This is a genomic window from Corallococcus sp. AS-1-6, assembly GCF_020037015.1.
Lineage (GTDB): Bacteria > Myxococcota > Myxococcia > Myxococcales > Myxococcaceae > Corallococcus.
In genome coordinates this window covers 18202-37037 of the sequence record NZ_JAIQDE010000034.1, presented here as the reverse complement: position 1 = coordinate 37037, position 18836 = coordinate 18202, and the positions used below count along the sequence as shown (strand labels likewise).

Here is an 18836-nt window from a genome sequence, read left to right as displayed (position 1 = left end):
GCCCCTAGCGCGGCGCGGTGAGCTTCGCGGCGTCCTCGGCCAGGAGCTCCAGGCCGCCGCCCATGCGGGCCCAGCCGGGGGTGAACTCCGTGCGCGCGTACCACGAGCCGTCGGGCGTCTTCGCCATGGAGAGCTCGCCCACGGCCTTGCCGCCGCGCTGGTACTCCACGCGGAAGGCGGGCGTGGGGGCCGGGCCCGGAGGAGCTTCGCCCCGGCCCAGCAGCTCCACGGGGGTGAGGCGCCACAGGCGGTCATGCCAGTTGCGGGCGAAGTCATCCGGGGTGCCGGGGGCGTCCACGGGCGACAGTTGCACGGCGCCTGGCGGTTTGCCGCTGGCGACGAAGGCGCGGGACGTGGTGCCGGTGGAGATGACGACGCGGTCGAAGCCGTCCACGTCGAAGGTGTGCAGGCGCCGGTCCACGAGCCGGCTGGACGCGGCCTCCAGGTCCGGCAGCAGTCCGGGGCCGAGAAAGAAGACGTGCCCATCGGAAGCGCGCTGGAGGTAGGGGGCGCCCCAGCCCGAAGCGGGCGTGGCGATCCGGAACGTCTTCGGCGTCCCGTCCAGCACGAGCGTCAGACCGCGCTCCGTCTTCGCGAGGCCGATTTCGTCCAGCTTCTTGTCGTCCAGGACGCCCAGGTCCCGCTGCGCGCGCAGCGGAGCAAAGCGGGAGAACAGCTTCAGCGCCACGTCATTGCCGCGCAGCTCGCGGGGAGGAGGCACGGGGGTAGGGCTCGCCGCGGCGATGGAACCCGCATCCGTCCCAGCGTCTGTCAGGCCGGGCTGCGCCACACCGCCATCCGTCGTTCCAGCTTCTGCCCCCGGCTTCACGGGCTTGTTGCCCAGGCGGACCCAGATGGTGTCGCGGTCCTGGGGGTCGCGGAACAGCTCCACGAAGCGCGTCTCCTCGTCGTACCGGATGCGGTCGAGCGCGCTCGCCTGCGCGTCCTCCACCGTCACCTCGCCCGGTGCGCGAGAAGGCTCACGCTGCCACACGAAGAACGCGGCCACGAGCGCCACGCCCGCCAGCACGCCCTGCACCGCCACGTCGCGCGCTTTCATCGCGCACCTCCCGCCACCGCGGTGCTCCGGGGCGCACGCCGTCCGCGCCGCCGCGTCACGAAGAAGCCCACCGCCAGCACCGCCACCGGCACCCCGAAGACCGTCGCGTAGAACCACATGACGTCCTGCGAGCGGGTGTGCTGCAACGGCACGTCCTCCTCGCTCGTCGTCACGCCGGAGAGCGCCTCCTCGCCGGAGAGCCAGCGCAGCGTGTCCACCGCGAGATACGCATTGCCCACGTTGCCCAGGATGCCGTCCCCCAGCGCGTCCGCGTCCGCCATCACCACCGCGCGCGAAGCGGGCTTCCCCTCCCCCGCCGGCCGCTCCACCGCCACCACCAGCGGCCACGCCTTGGTGACCTCGCCCGGCTCCGGTTCGAAGTCTCCGTTGCGGTCCGCGAACGTCTCCGCGTGCGCGCGCACGCTCGTGTCCAGCAGCACGCCGGGCACGGGCGGGCTCAGCGTCTCCATCGCCGTCGCCCCCATGAACGCCACCGCGCCCTGCGACCCCAGCGCGGACAACGACGTCACCGACGGGTGCGAGGAGAAGCTCGCCGTGCCCAGGTTGCCCCGGTCGCTCTGCTGACGCGTGGTGCGGAAGTACACCCGGTCATTCGCCAGCGGCACACGCAGCGACTTGAGCCCCATCGGCTGGAGCAGCGGCTCCAGCGCCGCGCCATCCGGCTCCAGCGCGATCCACAACCGCCCTCCCCGCTCCCAGTACTCGCGCAGCGCGGCGGCCTCCTCCGGAAGCAGCTCCCGCGTGGGCCCCAACACCGCCACCATCGCCGCGTCGGCCGGCACCGCCGACCCCAACCCCTCCGCCACCGTGAGCGTGCGCACGTCCACGTTCTGCGCGCGCAGCAACTCCTTGAACTGCGCCACCGACGGCCGGGCCGCCTCACCCGGAACGGGCCGCGTGTCGGCGCGCTCTCCATGGCCGCCCGTGAGGTAGACGATGCGCCGGGGCTTCGCCACCGCCAAGAGCCGCCGCTGCACCTCCGCGTCCAGCCGCTGGAGCTGCCCGCGCGCACGCTCGGGATCCAATCCCAGCGTCAGGATCTCCTTGCGGTCCCCCCGCGCCAGCACCACGGAGCCGTTGTTGCTGACACCCAGGGCCTTGCCGCGCGCGGGCTCCACCGCCTGGTCCAACGCCTCCACGCCCAACTGCGGGCTCTCCGGCTCCAGGTCGCGGAAGTACTGCCGCACCGCCTCGCCCACCTCGTTGGCGGGCGGGAAGAAGAGCGTCACCTGCAGGGGTTCGTTGAGACCGCGCACCAGCTTGCGCGTCGCATCGCCCGGCTTCGCGGTCCGGAAGTACGACAGGTCCCAGGTCGCGTCCGCCTGCGTGGCCACGTACGTCGCCGCGAACGCGAACACGATGACGAACGCCATGCCCAGACCGGAGAACAGCGCGCTCTTCACCCGGCCCGTCTCCGGCACGGGCGCCCGCGCCATGGCCACGAGCGCGGCCTCCACCATCACCAGCGGCACGAGCGCGCACAGCATCAGCGCCGGGAACAGCACCGCCAGCACCACCGACAGCCGGGGCGACGCACGCGACAGCGGCTCACCAAGGAGCGCCGTCCCCACGTCCCCCTTCACGAAGTAGAGCACCAGCGCGGCCAGCCCCACGACGTACAGCGTGAGCACCCACCGCTCCAGCGCGCGCCGGTCCGAGGGCGCGGAGATCATCCGCACCGCGCGCCACGCCGTCGCGGCCACGACCCCGGCGGTGCCCAGCGCCGCCAGCGCCACGCGGCCGGAGCCCACGCCCAGCACGCGCTCCGCGAGGAACACCGCCACGAGCCCCGCGACGAACGCCCCCGTCGCGGCGAGCCCCGTCCCGAAAGCAACCGGCGTGCTCATCGCCACCTCCGCGCTTCCAGCACCCGCGTGGCCGCGAACAGCGCCACATAGGTGACCACCAGGTAGTAGACGACGTCCCGCACGTGGATGAGCCCGGCCTGGAACGGAGGGAAGTGCTGGTTCCACAGCGACATCGCGCTGAAGACGTCGGACAGCGGCTGCTCGGTGATGCGCGCCAGCAGCCAGCAGAGGATGAGCGCCACCAGCATCACCGCGGAGAAGATGGCCGCGAGCAGTTGGTTCTTCGCGAGCGACGACCCGAACGTCCCCACCGCGAGCGATGCGCTGCCCAGGAGCAGCAACCCCAGGTAGCCCGCCGCCACGTGCCCGAAGGACACCTTGCCGTTCACCAGCACCAGCAGCGGCATGTAGAGCGTGAGCAGCAGGTACAGCGCCAGGAACGCGAGCCCCGCCAGGAACTTGCCCAGCACGATGTCCCGGTCCCGCACCGGCGACGCGTACAAGAGCGGCAGCGTGCCCGTCTGGCGCTCCTCCGCGAGCAGCCGCATGGACACCAGGATGGCCGCCACGATGGTGAAGCCGCTGGAGTAGTAGAAGAAGCCGGACAGCACCTCCGCGGAGCGCTTGCTCGCGCCGCCCAGGGCGTACGCGTTGAAGAACAGCCCGTTCACCGCGAGGATGATGGCCAGGATGACGTAGCCGCTGAGCGTGCGCAGGTAGCCGGCCAGCTCGCGGCGCGCAATCAGGAGCGCCTTCACGCCTTCACCTCCTGCCCGTGCGTCAGGCGCAGGAACAGCGCCTCCAGTTGCCCCTCGTTCGCGTCCAATCGCAACAACTCCAGGCCCGCGCCCACCACCGCCCGCGCCACCTGGGGCCGCAGATCCGGCGCCGCCGCGACCTTCAGGGCCAGCACGCCGCCCGCCCCTTCCCGCACCTCCACCGCGCCGAACCCCTGGAGCGCTTCGAGCGCCCGGGCCCGGTCGCCCCGCACCTCCAGCACGATGGACGGGCCGCCCAGGCTTCGAGACAGCTCCTCCTCACTGCCCTGCGCCAGCAGCGTGCCCTTGTGGATGATGAGCAGCCGGTCGCACGTCTGGGAAATCTCCGGGAGGATGTGGCTGGACACCAGCACCGTGTGCGCGCCCTTGAGGCTGCGGATGACGTCGCGCATCTCCACGATTTGGAGCGGATCCAGGCCGCTGGTCGGCTCGTCCAGGATGAGCAGCGCGGGCTTGTGCACCAGCGCCTGCGCCAGCCCCACGCGCTGACGGTAGCCGTGGCTGAGCGTGGAGATGACCTCGCCGTGCACGTCGCGCAGGCCGGTCTTCTCCTCGGCTTCACCGACGTGGGACGCGGTGGCCTTCGCGGGCACGTCGCGCAGCCGGGCGACGTAGGCGAGGTATTCGCCCACCGTCATCTCCTCGTAGACGGGGGGCACGTCCGGCAGGTAGCCGATGCGCTGGCGCACCTCGTGGGACTGGCTCACCACGTCGTGCCCGTCGATGACGACGCGGCCCGAGGTGGGCAGCAGCACGCACCCCAGAATCTTGAGCGTCGTCGACTTGCCGGCGCCATTGAGGCCCAGGAAGCCGATGACCTCGCCCTGGCCGATGGTGAAGGCCAGGTCCCGGATGGCCGCGTGCTCGCCGTAGAACTTCGTCAGCCCTTCGACCTGGATCATCAGGACTCCTCGAAGCGAGGGGGGAAGCGGCGCACTTCTGTCGCCCCTCCCGAGGAGTGTCAAGCACGGGGCCTATCCGTGGCGGTATTCCGCGCCGTCCGTGGTCCGCCCCAGGGTGAAGCGCAGCGCCTCCTCCAGGCCGGGCAGGAGGAAGGAGAAGCCCTTCGCCTGCGCGACCGTGGGCAGGGCGTGGGTGCTGGACAGGAGGGTCTCCTCGCCCATCTGCCCGAAGACGGTCTTCACCACGGCGGCGGGCAGCGGGAAGACGGCGGGACGGTGCAGCACCTTGCCCAGCACCTTCGCCAGCTCGCCCTGTCGCACCGCGTTCGGGGACACGGCGTTGAGGGCGCCCTGGATGGACGGGGTGAAGAGGGCGAACTGGATGAGCCCCAGCACGTCCTCCAGGGACACCCAGCTCAGCCACTGGCGTCCGGAGCCCACGGGCCCGCCGCCGCCCGCCTGGGTCGCGAGCGCCAGCTTCGCGAGCGCCCCGCCGCGCGCGTCCAGCACCACGCCGATGCGCAGGTGCACCACGCGGATGCCCGCGTCCTCGGCGGCCTTGGTGGAGGCCTCCCACTGGCGCGTGACGTCCGCGAGGAAGCCGTCACCGGAGGAGGACGTCTCGGTGACCTCCTCCTCGCCCCGGCTGCCGTAGTAGCCCACGGCGGAGGCGCAGATGAGCACGCGCGGCTTGCGGGTGGCGCGGGCCAGCGTCTCGCAGAGCAGGCGGGTGCTCTCGGTGCGGCTCTTGAGGATCTCCTGCTTGCGCTCGTCGGTCCAACGGCCTTCGCCCACGTTGGCGCCGGACAGGTGCACCACGGCGTCCACGCCCTCCAGGCCCGCGGCGTCGATGGTGCCCTTGTCGGGAGCCCAGGAGATGTCCCCGCGCGCCGGGTTCGCGCGGCCGCGCACCAACCGCTTCACGCGGTGGCCGCCGGTGGTGAGGAACGACGACAGCGCGGAGCCGAGCATGCCGGACGCGCCGCCGATGGCCACGGTGAGCGGGCCCTGGGATGCGAACCGCGCATGGCGGCGCAGGTCCGCGCGGGTGAGCGTGTGGCGGTACGCGAACATGCGCTCCAGACGCTTGCGCGCATAGCCACCGCCGAAGGTGTCCCCGAGCGTGCCCACGGGCAGCTCGTACTGGATGTGGTCATCCAGGATGGAGGCCTGGGGGCCCGAGGGGTTCATGCGGTGGTCATGGATCCACTTGGCGAACGGGCCTTCACGCTGGGTGTCCTGGAAGGAGGAGCCCTCCACGTAGGCGGTGTGCTCGGCGACCATGCGCTGGGGGATGGGGCCCAGGTGGAGCTTCACGACGACGCGGGCGCCGGGACGGATGCCGTCGCCGGAGCGGTCGATGACCTCCGCGGTCTCCCAGGGAGGTGACAGGCGTTCGAAGGCCCCCTCGCGGGTGTGCCAGGAGAAGAGGTCGGCGGCGGGAACCGGCATCTGGCTGTGCGCTTCGAAAACGTGTGGCTTGCCCATGGTTTCTCCAGGGGAGACAGTGCGAACCGAGCATGCTTACTCCCGACCTCCTCGACCGTGCAGTCGAATTGCTGCGACGCGGCGGTGTCATCGCCCTGCCAACAGAGACGGTCTACGGCCTCGCGGCCAACGCCGAGGACGAGCTGGCGGTGCGCCGCGTCTTCGCCATCAAGGGTCGGCCAGCGAACCACCCGCTCATCGTCCACATCCCCGGAGCGGAGCACCTGTCCGAGTGGGCCCGTGAGGTACCGGACGAAGCGAAGGCGCTGGCGAAGGCCTTCTGGCCGGGGCCGCTGACCCTGGTGCTGAAGCGCACGTCGAAGGCCACGGACGCGGTGACGGGAGGCCAGGACACGGTGGCCCTGAGAGTGCCGGGACACTCCGTGGCCATGGAGGTGCTCCAGCGGCTGGGAGGCGGCGTGGCGGCCCCCAGCGCCAACCGCTTCGGACGGGTGAGCCCGACGACGGCGGAGCACGTCCAGCGAGACCTGGGCAGCGACGTGGACCTGGTGCTGGACGGAGGTCCGTCCACGGTGGGCGTGGAGTCAACCATCGTGGACCTGTCCTCCGGAGCCCCCGCGATCCTCAGGCCCGGAGGTCTGGCGACAGAGGACATCGAGCGGGTGCTGGGGCGCACGGTGCCGGTGCGCACGTCGACCACGGTGCGCGTCTCGGGTTCGCTGGAGTCACACTACGCGCCCAGGGCGGGCGTGGTGCTCGCGGAGGCGGGTGAAGCAGTGCAGCGGGTGGAAGCCCTGCGAGCACAGGGATTGCGAGTCGGAGTGCTGGGCCCCGCGTCACTGTCATTGCCTGAAGATGTGCAGCGCTTCGACGTGCCGGGAGAACCCGCGCAGGCCGCACGCGTTCTCTATGCGCGGCTACGTGAAGCCGACGAACAGGGCCACGACGTGCTCGTGGCCTGTCTGCCCGCCGCGAGCGGCCTGGGCATCGCCGTGCGAGACCGGCTGTCCCGCGCGGCGGCGCCCCGCGCTCACTGATCAGAGCTCCTTCACCAGGTCCTGCCGTGCCTTCGTGCTGTAGCGCCCGATGAGGTCCGCGCGCTTGGGCGCGTACTTCGCGGACTCGTACTGGATGGCCACGACGCTCCGGGACGGCAGGGACCACTGCGTCAGGTTCACGTGGCTCTCCAGCGTGGTCCACCGGTTGATCAGCTTGGGCCGCCCCTGGGCCAACGCGCTCTCCGTCGTCTGGACGGTCGCGGCGGCCTCCACCTCCTGCACGGGCATCAGGTCCGCGGCGAAGCGGATGGGCAGCTTCTTCCACTGAAGCTCTCGCGCCACGTCAATGCGCTTCTTCGGCTCGCCATACTTGCGCGTGAGCAGGTCCTGCATCAGCGAGTGGAACGTGCGCGGATCCGCCACGTCCGCGAAGAACACGTCCACCGCCGCCAGCCGGTTGTCCAGGAATCCGAGCGCCACCTCCGCCGGCACCTCCGCGATGGTCGTCTGCATCCGCAGCGTTCCATCCGGCCCCACGCTCGCCTCGGGCAGCGCCGCGCGCACCTCCTCCAGCGTCATCCCCCAACGGGCCGCCTGGAAGCCCTCCGTGCTCCGGTAGGTCTTGTCCAGCGAGTCACGAACCGCCTGCCGCCGCTCCAGCGCGGTGGGCTTCCCCGACGCACACCCCGCCGACACCCCCAGCACCACCCACAGCCCCAATGCCTTGAGCTTCATCTCGCCGCTCCATTCCAAGCCACGGGCCTCGCCCCATGGAGGCCCCCAATCGCAGGCATCCCCCGCGCTTCGCGAGGTGCGGACATAGAGGAATACGGTGGGGAGCCGGAAGCTGGGTCCTCCAACGCCCCAGGGGGCTTGCGGCCAGGGGGCCTGCTCGCCCAGGCTTGCTCCTCTCGGAGGGGGAGTGGACGTCCGCCAGACTGGAAGCGCTGACTCCGGCGGGGCGCGTCAAGGCCCGTTCTCCCTTTTACAACCGCCGTCCGCTCCGCTATCCCGCGACCGTCACCCAGGAGTGTCCCCGTGAAGCGAAGTCTGTCCGGTCTGCTCGTCGCCCTCGCGTTCACCGCCTGCAAGCAGGAGGCGCCGGGCAAGCTGGAGCCCATCCCGCGCCCGCCGGGAGCCACCGCGCCCGAGCCCGAGGAGGCCGCTCCCACTCCCAAGGCGCCCGCCGTCCCCAAGGACGCCGTCGTGCTGCGCTGGAAGCTCGTCCAGGACGCGCCCATCTCCTTCCGCGTCAACCTCGCCCTGGACCGCAACGCGCCCGCCCTGGAGTCCGCCCCGGCGGAGAAGCCCGCCAAGGCCGACAAGAAGAAGGGCGCCAAGGCCGCCCCCACCGAGCCTCAGGCCCCCGCCGCCGCCAGGGCCTCCGTCCCCACCGAGTACACGTACGTGCTCCAACTGGACAAGAACGGGGAGCGCCAACTGCGCGTGACGCCCAACTCCGGCGCGCCCGAGGACGCCACCTTCAGCGACCGCGGCTTCATCATCGACGGGCTCCAGGGCCCCGCGCGCAACCTGGCCACGCTGGTGCTGGAGCTGCCGCGCGACCCCGTGCGCCCCGGCGAGACGTGGTCCCTGGGCACCGAGCTCACCACGCCGGACGCCCTGGGCACCCTCTTCCGCCGCGCCCCCGGCGGCGAGCGCCACAACCGCGTGAAGCTCGTCTCCGTCACCCCGGGCGACAACGGCGAGCAGGTGGCCACGCTCGAGTACGACCTCGTGGAGCAGTTCGGCGGCACCCTCAGCGCCCCCCGCGCCACCCTCCCCAAGAAGGACAAGGGCGCGCCCCAAGCCGACCCCGAGAACGCCGCCATCGAGGTCCCCAACGAGCTGGACGACGCGCCCCCCGCCCCCGCCGCCCCGCCGCCGGGCACCGAGCTGGGCGCCACCGTGAAGGTCACCGGCAAGGGCGAGTTCCTGGTGAAGGCCGGCCAGTGGCGCTCCTGGGAGGGCACCCTGTCCACCTCCCTCAACGGCCCCGCGCAGCCCGCCGTGAACCTGCCCGCGGGCACCTACCAGGCCCGCATCACGCCCGTCAGCGCGCCCCAGGCCCCGCAGGCTCCCCAGGCTCAGGAAACGCCCGCGACTACCGCGACTCCGCCCGCGCCGTAGCAGGGGCCGGGCCGTCCGAAGCGCGCACCAGCCGCACCACAGCGTCCACCCACTCCGGGTGGGCGTTGAGGGACGGCACCAGCGTCAGCGACTCGCCGCCCGCCTCCACGAACTGCTCCTTCGCGCGCAGGCCAATCTCCTCCAGCGTCTCCAGGCAGTCCGCCACGAAGGCCGGGCACATCACCGCCAGCCGCTTCACGCCCTTCGCCGCCAGCTCCGGCAGCACCAGGTCCGTGTACGGCTTCACCCACGGCGTGCGCCCCAGCCGCGACTGGAAGGACACCGTGTAGCCGCCCTCCGGCAGCCCCAGCCGCTGGGCCAGCATCCGCGCCGTCGCGAAGCACTGCGCGCGGTAGCAGTGCCGGTTCTCCGCCGTGATGGCGTCACAGCAGCCCGCGGACGCCAGGCAGTGACTCCCCGTCGGGTCGCTCTTGCGCATGTGCCGCTCCGGCAGCCCGTGGAAGCTGAACAGCACGTGGTCCGCGCGCGTGTCGGCAATCACCGGCCGCGCCACCGCCGCGAACGCGTCCAGGAAGCCCGCGTCGTCCCAGAAGGCCGGCACCGCGCGCACGTTGGGGACGTCCCAGCCCTCCGCCAGCACCTCGTAGGCCCGCGCCAGCGACGACGCGGAGGACGACGCCGCCTCATGCGGGTACAGCGGCAGCACCGTGAACTCCGACACGCCCTTCGCCTTCAGCCGCGCGATGGCGTCCGGCAGCGACGGGTTGCCGTAGCGCATGGCCAGCTCCACCTCGTAGTCGTCCCCCAGCCGCTCCCGCACCCGCGCCTCCAGCGCGCGGCTGTACACGAGCAGCGGCGAGCCCTCCTGCATCCACACCTTGCGGTACGCCTCCGCGCTCTTCGCGGGGCGGAAGGGCAGGATGATGAGGTTCAGCAGGAACCAGCGCCCCACCGGGTTGATGTCGATGACGCGCGGGTCGTTGAGGAACTCGCGCAGGTAGCGGCGCACCGGCCCGGGCTCGGGCGCGTCCGGCGTCCCCAGGTTGACGAGCAGCAGTCCCCGCTTCGTGGTCGGCACAGGCATGTGCGAGGCCTCAGTGCAGCGCGTGAGGCAGCGTGAGCGCGAACTCGGCGATGCGCGCCTCGAAGCGCGTGCCGTCCGGGCGCTCCATCTCGTAGCCGCCGCGCATGGTGCCGAAGGGCGTCTTCAGCATCGCCCAGCTCGTGTACTCGAACCGCTCGCCCGGCTTGAGGTGCGGCTGACGGCCGACCACGCCCTCGCCCTTCACCTCGTCGATGTGGCCCTGGGCGTCGGTGATGATCCAATGCCGGGACCGGAGCTGCGCCGGGACGGTGCCCTCGTTGAGGAGCACCACCTTGTACATGAAGGCGAACTGCCCGGCCTCGGGCGTGCTGCGCTCCGGCCAGAAGGTCGGCTCCACGGTGACGCGGATGCCGTCGGTGGTGGCGGTGGACATGGCGGGAGACTTGGCAGCGACTCCCGCCCGATGCAAGCGAAACGCAGGGCCTTCCTCAGCCGCGCTCCTGCTCCCGGGCCGGCGCGTCCGGGGCCTTGTCCGCGTCCGCCACCGGGGTGGACCCCTCCGCCTCCGGGGGCTTGGGGAACACCAGCGACGCCAGGATGGCCACCAGCAGGCACCCGGCAATCACCGCCAGCGAGATGCCGATGGGGATCTTGAACCAGTGCTCGATGAGCATCTTCACGCCCACGAAGGCCAGGATGACGCCCAGCGCGACCTTCAGCAGGTGGAACTTCTCCATCAGGCTGGAGACGACGAAGAAGAGCGAGCGCAGGCCCAGGATGGCGCAGACGTTGGACGTGTAGATGATGAACGGGTCCTTGCTGATGCCCAGCACCGCCGGGATGGAGTCCATGGCGAAGAGCAGGTCCGTGGCCTCCACCACCAGCAACACGATGAACAGCGGCGTCACCTTGCGCCGGCCGTCCTCGTGGACGAAGAAGCGGCTGCCCTCGCCCTGGCGCGACACCGGCAGCAGGCGCCGGGACATCCTGACGATGAAGCCCGCCTCCGGGTCCACGTCCTCGTCGTCCTTGGCCCACAGCATCTTGGAGGCCGTGTAGACGAGGAACGCGCCGAACAGGAAGATGAGCCACTCGAAGCGGGCCACCAGCGCCGTGCCCGCGACGATGAGCAGCGCGCGCATCACGAACGCGCCCAGGATGCCCCAGAAGAGCACCCGGTGCTGGTGCTGCGGCGGCACCCGGAAGTAGCCGAACACCATCAGGAAGACGAAGAGGTTGTCGACGGACAGCGCGTACTCCACGACGTACGCCGTCAGCCACTCCAGCGCCGGCCCCTTGCCGCCGTAGTGCCAGACGCCTCCGCAGAACGCGAGGCTGATGCTCACCCACACCAGCGTCCACAGCGTCGCCTCCTTCGGCGACACCGCGTGCTCCTTGCGGTGGAACAGCCCCAGGTCCAGGGCGAGCATCGCCAGGACGAAGACGTTGAAGGCCACCCAGGGCCAGAGCGAGTGCGTCATCACGCCCCGCTGCCTACTCCGGGACGGCCCCGGCGGCTACTCCCATTCCGTCGCCGGCCGGCGCAAGACGACCAGGGAACGCCCCACCGCCTGCACCTTGCCGCCCGCCGGGGTGTGCGTGCGCAGGGACTCCCCCGTCGCCGCGGTGTCCACCACCAGCTCCCAGTCCGCGCCCCACTCCAGCGCGGGCAGCATGAAGGTGATGGGCTCGTGGTGCGCGTTGAGCAGCACCAGCAACGTGTCCCCCACGATGCGGTGGCCCTCGTCGTCCGGCGTGGCGATGGCGTCGCCTCCCAGCAGGAAGGCCAGGGAGCGCACGTAGGGCTTCTCCCAGTCCTCGCGCTTCATCTCCTTGCCGTCCGGCCGGAACCACGCCAGGTCCTTCAGCTCGCTGTCCCAGATGTGGGCCCCGCGGAAGAAGCGGCGCTTGGACAGCACCGGCTGCTCGCGCCGCAGCTTGATGATGCGGGAGGTGAAGTCCAACAACTGGCGCTGCTGCTCGTTGAGCTCCCAGTTCACCCACGACAGCTCGTTGTCCTGGCAGTAGGCGTTGTTGTTGCCCTTCTGCGTGCGGCCCATCTCGTCGCCCGCCACCAGCATGGGCACGCCCTGCGACAGGAAGAGGGACGCCAGGAAGTTGCGCTTCTGCTGCTCGCGCAGCGCGTTCACCTTGGGGTCGTTCGTCTCCCCCTCCACGCCGCAGTTCCAGGCGTGGTTGTCATTGGCGCCGTCGCGGTTGTCCTCGCCGTTGGCCTCGTTGTGCTTCTGGCTGTACGTCACCAGGTCGTGCAGCGTGAAGCCGTCGTGCGCGGTGACGAAGTTCACGCTCGCCGTGGGCTTGCGGCCGGACAGCGCATACAGGTCCGAGCTGCCCGTGAGCCGGGAGCCGATCTCCGCCGCCTGCCGGTCGTCCCCCTTCCAGTAGCGGCGCATGGTGTCGCGGTACTTGCCGTTCCACTCGCTCCACAGCACCGGGAAGTTGCCCACCTGGTAGCCGTAGTCCCCCACGTCCCACGGCTCCGCGATGAGCTTCACGCGGCTCAGCACGGGGTCCTGGTGGAGGATCTGGAAGAAGGCCGCGCGGGTGTCGTAGCCGTGCCGGTCCCGCCCCAGCGTCGTCGCCAGGTCGAAGCGGAAGCCGTCCACGTGCATCACCTCCACCCAGTAGCGCAGGCTGTCCGCGATGAGCTTCAGCGCGTACGGGTGCGTGGCGTTCCACGAGTTGCCGCACCCGGTGAAGTCCATGAAGTAGCGCGGGTCCTTCTCACTGAGCCGGTAGTACGCGCCGGCGTCCAGCCCCTTGAAGGACAGCGTGGGCCCCAGGTGGTTGCCCTCGCAGGTGTGGTTGTAGACCACGTCGAGGATCACCTCGATGCCCGCGCGGTGCAGCAGCTTCACCATCCCCTTGAACTCCGCCACCTGCTCGCCCAGCGAGCCCGACGCGCAGTAGCGCGCGTCCGGTGCGAAGAACCCCAGCGTGTTGTAGCCCCAGTAGTTGGAGCGCCCCTTCTGGGTGAGGAACGGCTCGTCCACGAAGGCGTGGATGGGCAGCAGCTCCACGCTCGTCACGCCCACCTTCTTCAGGTGTTCGATGCTGGCCGGGTGCGCCAGGCCCGCGTACGTGCCGCGCAGGTGTTCGGGGATGCGCGGGTGCAGCTTGGTGAAGCCCTTGACGTGCAGCTCATAGAGGACCGTCTTGTTCCAGGGGACCTCCGGCCGCTTGTCGCCCTCCCAGTCGAACCCGTCCGACAGGATGACCGCCTTGGGCACGCCCCAGGCGTCGTCCTGCGTGTCCATGACCAGGTCCTCCTCCTTGCCCCCGTGCACGTACGCGTGGATGGGCGCCTTGGGGTCCACCTGCCCGTGCAGCGCGCGGGCGTAGGGGTCCACCAGGAGCTTGTGCGGGTTGAAGCGCAGGCCCTTCTTCGGTTCATACGGACCGTGAACCCGCAGGCCGTACAGACAGCCGGCGTGCACGCCCGGCATGTAGCCGTGCCAGACGTGGTTCGTGGTCTCCAGCAACGGGAAGCGGCGCGTCTCCTTCTTCGGGTCGGCGGGGTCGAAGAGACAGACCTCCACCTTCTTCGCGTGCTCACTGAACACGGCGAAGTTCACGCCGTTCCCGTCGTACGTGGCGCCCAGGGGAAACGGCTTCCCTGGAAGCACCTCGGCCCTTCTCATCCAGTGCTCCTCTCCAGCAGCACCACCGGGAACTCCGCGAGGAGCGGCCCCAGGGCCAGCCCCACGCCTCCCGGCCCCTGCTGGGGACGGACGGTGTTCCCGGTGAAGACGTTGCGGAACATCATGCCCGCATATGCCTCCGGAAGGTTCAGGAACGTGCCGTCATACGCCTGCGCCAGCCCCCCGGACTCCAGCGCCTCCAGGGTGTAACGCGGCGCGCAGGCAATCAGCACGCTGTCACCGTGCGTGCGCGCGAAGCCCACCGCCGCGGGCGAGCGCGGCCCGGACAGCTCCAGCGCCCCGTAGCCGCCGGCGCGGAACAGGTCCGCGTACCGCTGGCGCAGCCGCAGCGCCTCCGCCAGGACGAAGAGCTTCACCTGCCCGTCGTCGAAGTCCCGGGACAGCCGCGCGCACAGGGCGGGCCGGTCCTTCGCCGCCGCGGCGTCCAGCGCCGTGAGCAGCCGCTCGCGCAGGGCGTAGTCCACCGGCCGGCGGTTGTCCGGATCCACCAGCGACAAGTCCCACAGCTCGCAGCCCTGGTACGTGTCCGCCACGCCCGGCGACGCCAGCTTCAGGAGCAGTTGCCCCAGCGCGTTGTGCTGGCCCGCGCGCTCGATGCGGCGCTTGAAGGCCTTCACGTCGTCCAGGAAGGCCTGGCTCCTCGCGGGGTCGAAGCACGCGTCCACGAAGCGCGCCACCGCGTCGTCGTAGGCGCCGTCCGGGTTGGTCCACGACGTGCGGACCTTGGCCTCCTTGATGGCCTTGCCCATGTACTCGCGCACGCGGCGGTGGAACTCCTGGAGCTCGGCCTGGGGCACCGCATCCCCCATGGGCCACGCGCCCACCACCGTCTGGAAGAAGAGGTAGACGTCGTTGGACGACGGCGCGGGGCCCGTGGGCAGGTGGCTGACGAAGGCCTGGGTGAGGTCCGCCCAGGCGCGCACCTTCTCCCGCCACGCCTCCGGCAGCTCCGTGAGGACGTTGATGCGCGCGCGCACGTCCTCGCTGCGCTTGGTGTCGTGGGTGCTGGAGGTGAGCATGCTCGCCGGCCAGCGCTCCGCGCGCTCCTGGTTGCGCAGGTGGAAGGTGGTGGCGCGCATGCCGAAGTGCTCCGGCTCGCCGCCCACCTCGTTGAGGCTCACCAGCCGGTTGTAGATGTAGAAGACCGTGTCCTCCAGGCCCTTGGCCATGACGGGGCCCGTCACCTGCTGGAGCTTCATGGCGAATCGCAGCATGACGGCCTTCTCGTCGTCCCCCACGTGCTCCGGGTAGCGGCCCAGGAGGATGTCGCGCAGGAAGTCGAAGATGGAGGCGTTGGTGGTGGTGTTGCGCTCCTTGGCGCGCTGGAGGGTCCACTCGATGTACTGCACGTCGCGCACGTCCAGCTCCGCGCGCCAGCCGTCCACGTAGGTGCGGTAGACGGGGAACAGCGCGATGAACTCCACCAGCGCGCGCCTCAGGCTGTTGAGCGTGAAGTCGCGCGTGCGGCGGTTCATCTCCGAGATGCGGTTGAGCTCGTGCGCCAGCACGTTGATTTCGCTGGCCATGCTCACGCGCATGATGAGCAGCTTCTTCTGGTACACCAGCTCCGCGAAGTCCTGCGTGCCGCCCGCGAAGCGCTCGTACGTCTCCGTCAGGTGCGCCTCCGCGGCCGGGTGCACGAACAGGCCGCTCACCGCGTTGGCGAAGCGGTAGCCGGTGGTGCCGTGCACCGCCCACGCGTCCGGGATGCGCTCACGGCCACCTTGAATCTTCTCCACCGCCACGAAGAGCGCCTTGCGCAGCGGGCTGTCCGGCGTGTCCATCACCTCGCGCCGCCACTTCGCGCGCAACAGCGCCTCCACCTCCGGCCACCGCGCGCCGCCGCCCTCCTCGCGGCCCGCGTCGAAGCGCGCCCGCGCGCGCTCCACGAAGAAGCGCTCCTGCAGGTCCAGGAAGTAGGCGGTGGGGTCGAAGAGGCCGTCCGGGTGGTCGATTCGCAGGCCCGTGACGCGCCCCTCGCGCAGCCACTCGAAGATGAGCTGGTGCGCCTCCTGGAAGACGTCCGCGTCCTCCACGCGGATGGCGGCCAGGCCGTTGATGTCGAAGAAGCGGCGGTAGTTGATCTCCTCGCCCGCCACGCGCCAGTGCGCCAGCCGGTAGCTGCAGTTCTGCAGCAGCGCGTCCAGCAGGTCGAAGGAGCGCACGTTGCCCGGCGTGCCGTTGAACACCCGGACGTTCTCCTCCACGTACGCCGCCAGCTCCGGGCTGTCCGCCACCACCGCGCCCAGCCGCCGCTTGATGACCTCCTTCTCCCGGTGCCGCTCAATCACCTTCGCCGTGCTCACCTCCGTGCGCGGCGGCAGGTGGTCCAGGGCCGTCAGGATGGAGAGCAGCTCCACCAGGTGCGGCGACTCCGCGCCCAACTGCTTCTCCAGCCGCTCCAGGCCGTGCCCGAGGATCCTCGCGTACTGGCGCGGCGCCACCGGCAGCCGGTGGTCGTAGTAGTGCAGGTGGAAGGCGCCGGCGTCGTAGGACAGCTTCAGCTCGCCGCGCTCCAGCACGATGCCGTACTGGTCGCCCAGGATGGGCAGCAGCACCTTGTCCGCCAGCTCGTCCTTCACCGGCCGCCAGTCCACGTCGAAGAACTTCGCGTAGATGGACGAAGGGCCGTTCTCCAGCACGTCCAGCCACAGGCGGTTGTCCCGCTCGATGCCCATGTGGTTGGGCACCACGTCCAGCACCTGCCCCAGCCCGTGCTCGCGCAGGGCGTCACAGAGAGCCGCGTGGTCCTCGGGCGTGCCCACCTCCGGGTTGAGCCGTTGGTGGTCCACGCAGTCGTAGCCGTGGGTGCTGCCGGGCGTGGCCTTGAGGTAGGGCGACGCGTAGAAGTCGCTCACGCCCAGCCGGGCCAGGTACGGCACCAGCGCCTTCGCCTGCTGGAAGGTGAAGCCCTGGTGCAGTTGCATCCGGTAGGTGGACAGCGGCGTGACGCGGCGCGATTGCAGCTCGCGTTGGACCTGCTCGAACAGGCCCTCCGCCTGGGCTTCCACCGTCGTGTGCGTGCCATCCGCGTCCGCCTGCCGCGCGGAGCGCTCCCCTGCCTCAAGGCTGTCGTGGAACATGGGCCCCAGAGGTAGGCCCGACGCGGCGCGTCCGCCAGCGGGCAGATGCGCCTTAGCCCCCTTTTCAACGCTCCGGGCGAGCGGTTGGCGGAGGGAGAAAAAGCGGAGGGCCCGTCGCGCGCGATGCGTGACGAGCCCCCAGGGTCCTTCGGGCGACCGGCGACGGCCCCGACGGGCCCTGCACCGTTCAGCTCAGGTGCTTGTTCACCAGCGCGGTCATCTCGAACATGGTGACGTTCTTCTTGCCGCCGAAGATGGGCTTGAGCTTGTCGTCGGCGTTGATCTGGCGCTTGTTCTTCGCGTCCTGGAGGTTGTTCTTCTTGATGTAGTCCCAGATCTTGCTGACCACCGCGGTGCGGGGCAGCGCCTTGGACCCGACGATCGCCGCCAGCTCAGCGGAGGGCGTCATCTCCTTCATGAACGCGGCGTTCGGCTTACGGCCCGCGGCCTTCTTCGCGGCAGGGGCCTTCTTCGCGGCAGCAGGGGCAGACTTCTTCGCAGCGGCTTTCTTGGCGGCCATTCGTCTTGTGTCTCCTCCCCTCCGAAGGGGACGTTGCACGGCGTGCTTGCATCTTCAAGCTAGAGCCGATGGCGCGTAGTAGCACGGCCTAGAGCGAAAAACAGCGTCCATCGCGCGCTTTTTCCCTCTGGGGCCCCTCGGAGCAATGGATTCGGAGCCTAGAACTCGGCCCCGCAGCGCATTCTTCCCTCGGGAATGGAAGCCCCGCGGCGCGTCCGGAGCGCCAGAAACCGGCCCCGGAGGCCGTTTTCCCTCGGGGATTGTGCCTCGCGGCGCGTCCGGAGGCGGAAAGTCGGCATCCGGAGCGTTCCGCCGCTCGGGCGCGACCCCGCCCTTTTCGGCGGTGGACGGGATGTGGCTTTTCGGATGAAACAGCGTCCATGAATGCCCTCATCACTGGTGCCGGTGGCTTCCTGGGGACCTGGCTCGCTCGGGCGCTGGCCGCGCGCGGCGACCGGGTGTCATGCCTGCTGCGCCCCACCACGGACACCCGCGAGTTGGAGAAGGCCCTGGAAGGCCACCCCTGGACGCGGGTGGTGGGCGACGTGACGGACCCCGCCTCGCTGGCCCCGGCGGTGAAGGGCGTGGACGTCGTCTTCCACCTGGCCGGCATCCGCCGCGCCGCGGTGCGCGACGAGTTCATGCGCGTCAACGCGCAGGGCACCCGCCTCCTCTGCGAGGCCATGGCCGCCCTGCCCCAGCCCCGCCCCCGCCTGGTGATGTGCGGCTCGCTGGCCTCCCACGGCCCCTCCACCCCGGAGCGCCCCCACGTGGAGGAGGACGCCTTCCACCCGCATGAGTGGTACGGCGAGAGCAAGGCGGAGGGTGAGCGCATCGCGTTCTCCTTCCAGGACCGGCTGCCGGTGACGGTGATCCGCCCGCCGCGCATCCTGGGGCCTGGAGACCGGGAAAACCTGACCTTCTTCACGCTGGGGAAGAAGGGCATCCGGCTGGAGCTGACCGGCGGCCCCCGGCCCCTGTCCCTGGTGGACGTGGAGGACGTGGTGGACCTGCTGCTCGTCTTGGCGGAGAAGCCGGAGGCCCTGGGCGAGGCGTTCTTCTGCGCCGGCCCGGAGCGGCTGACCCTGGAGGAGATGCAGGACCTGGGGGCGAAGGCCCTGGGCTTCCAGACGCGCACCTGGCGGCTGTCCCCGGCGGTGCTGACCGCCCTGGCCACGGCGGCGGACGGGGTGACGCGGCTGACCGGCCGCAAGCTCCCCCTGAACCGGAAGCTGGCGCGGCAGCTCCTGGCCCCGGCCTGGACCTGCTCCGGGGCCAAGGCCGAGCGCCTGCTGGGCTTCCGGCCGCGCCGGGGGCTGGCGGAGTCCATCACCCGCAGTGGCGAATGGTATCGCGCACAGGGCTGGTTATAGCCCCATGCGCCCAAAGGGCCGGCA

General features: G+C 70.7%; 15 protein-coding genes. 3 read left to right on the top strand and 12 right to left on the bottom strand.

The features are described 5' to 3' along the window. Positions 1 to 4: 4 nt before the first annotated feature. The 5 genes from K8612_RS33600 to K8612_RS33580 all read right to left on the bottom strand — a co-directional run bounded on the left by K8612_RS33600 (position 5) and on the right by K8612_RS33580 (position 6058). Positions 5 to 1060: a hypothetical protein gene (locus K8612_RS33600; protein WP_223765231.1), complete on the bottom strand. Its 1056-nt coding sequence runs from the start codon at positions 1058 to 1060 to the stop codon at positions 5 to 7. After that, complete coding sequence (locus K8612_RS33595) at positions 1057 to 2928, bottom strand: Gldg family protein (protein ID WP_223765230.1); 1872 nt, start codon at positions 2926 to 2928, stop codon at positions 1057 to 1059. The genes K8612_RS33600 and K8612_RS33595 overlap by 4 nt, the downstream gene beginning before the upstream one ends. Further along, a complete protein-coding gene (locus K8612_RS33590) occupies positions 2925 to 3647 on the bottom strand; it encodes an ABC transporter permease (protein ID WP_171414595.1) in 723 nt (240 codons plus the stop codon). The genes K8612_RS33595 and K8612_RS33590 overlap by 4 nt, the downstream gene beginning before the upstream one ends. Continuing rightward, a complete protein-coding gene (locus K8612_RS33585) occupies positions 3644 to 4570 on the bottom strand; it encodes an ABC transporter ATP-binding protein (RefSeq protein WP_223765229.1) in 927 nt (308 codons plus the stop codon). The genes K8612_RS33590 and K8612_RS33585 overlap by 4 nt, the downstream gene beginning before the upstream one ends. Before the next feature lie 72 nt (positions 4571 to 4642). Continuing rightward, positions 4643 to 6058, bottom strand: a complete 1416-nt coding sequence (locus K8612_RS33580; protein WP_223765228.1) for a TIGR01777 family oxidoreductase — start codon at positions 6056 to 6058, stop codon at positions 4643 to 4645. A 32-nt stretch (positions 6059 to 6090) separates the two neighbouring features. Between K8612_RS33580 and K8612_RS33575 the strand changes: the two genes are divergently transcribed. Beyond that, positions 6091 to 7056: an L-threonylcarbamoyladenylate synthase gene (locus tag K8612_RS33575; RefSeq protein WP_223765227.1), complete on the top strand. Its 966-nt coding sequence runs from the start codon at positions 6091 to 6093 to the stop codon at positions 7054 to 7056. On the opposite strand, the gene K8612_RS33570 is transcribed toward K8612_RS33575, so the two are convergent. After that, a complete protein-coding gene (locus K8612_RS33570; RefSeq protein WP_223765226.1) occupies positions 7057 to 7752 on the bottom strand; it encodes a hypothetical protein in 696 nt (231 codons plus the stop codon). Between the two features lie 303 nt (positions 7753 to 8055). Here K8612_RS33570 and K8612_RS33565 point away from each other — a divergent pair, with 303 nt between their 5' ends. After that, on the top strand, positions 8056 to 9147 hold the full coding sequence (locus K8612_RS33565; RefSeq protein ID WP_223765225.1) for a hypothetical protein: 1092 nt from the start codon (positions 8056 to 8058) through the stop codon (positions 9145 to 9147). Here the strand turns inward: K8612_RS33565 and hemH are convergent. From hemH to K8612_RS33535, 6 genes are all read right to left on the bottom strand, one after another. After that, positions 9122 to 10192 carry a ferrochelatase gene (hemH, locus tag K8612_RS33560; protein WP_223765224.1) on the bottom strand — a complete coding sequence of 357 codons (1071 nt, stop codon included), beginning with the start codon at positions 10190 to 10192 and terminating at the stop codon, positions 9122 to 9124. The genes K8612_RS33565 and hemH overlap by 26 nt on opposite strands. A gap of 10 nt (positions 10193 to 10202) precedes the next feature. Then, a complete protein-coding gene (gene apaG / locus K8612_RS33555) occupies positions 10203 to 10586 on the bottom strand; it encodes a Co2+/Mg2+ efflux protein ApaG (RefSeq protein WP_223743728.1) in 384 nt (127 codons plus the stop codon). A 55-nt stretch (positions 10587 to 10641) separates the two neighbouring features. After that, positions 10642 to 11634, bottom strand: coding sequence for a TerC family protein (locus K8612_RS33550; protein WP_223765266.1), 993 nt, complete (start codon positions 11632 to 11634; stop codon positions 10642 to 10644). 36 nt (positions 11635 to 11670) lie between these two features. Continuing rightward, positions 11671 to 13815, bottom strand: coding sequence for a glycogen debranching protein GlgX (gene glgX / locus K8612_RS33545; RefSeq protein ID WP_223743727.1), 2145 nt, complete (start codon positions 13813 to 13815; stop codon positions 11671 to 11673). After that, positions 13812 to 16919, bottom strand: coding sequence for a malto-oligosyltrehalose synthase (gene treY / locus K8612_RS33540; protein WP_223765223.1), 3108 nt, complete (start codon positions 16917 to 16919; stop codon positions 13812 to 13814). Before treY ends, glgX begins: the two co-directional genes overlap by 4 nt. A gap of 187 nt (positions 16920 to 17106) precedes the next feature. Further along, a complete protein-coding gene (locus tag K8612_RS33535) occupies positions 17107 to 17439 on the bottom strand; it encodes an SWIB/MDM2 domain-containing protein (RefSeq protein WP_014394388.1) in 333 nt (110 codons plus the stop codon). Positions 17440 to 17819: 380 nt separating this feature from the next. Here K8612_RS33535 and K8612_RS33530 point away from each other — a divergent pair, with 380 nt between their 5' ends. Further along, positions 17820 to 18812, top strand: coding sequence for an NAD(P)-dependent oxidoreductase (locus K8612_RS33530; RefSeq protein WP_223765222.1), 993 nt, complete (start codon positions 17820 to 17822; stop codon positions 18810 to 18812). Positions 18813 to 18836: the final 24 nt, after the last annotated feature.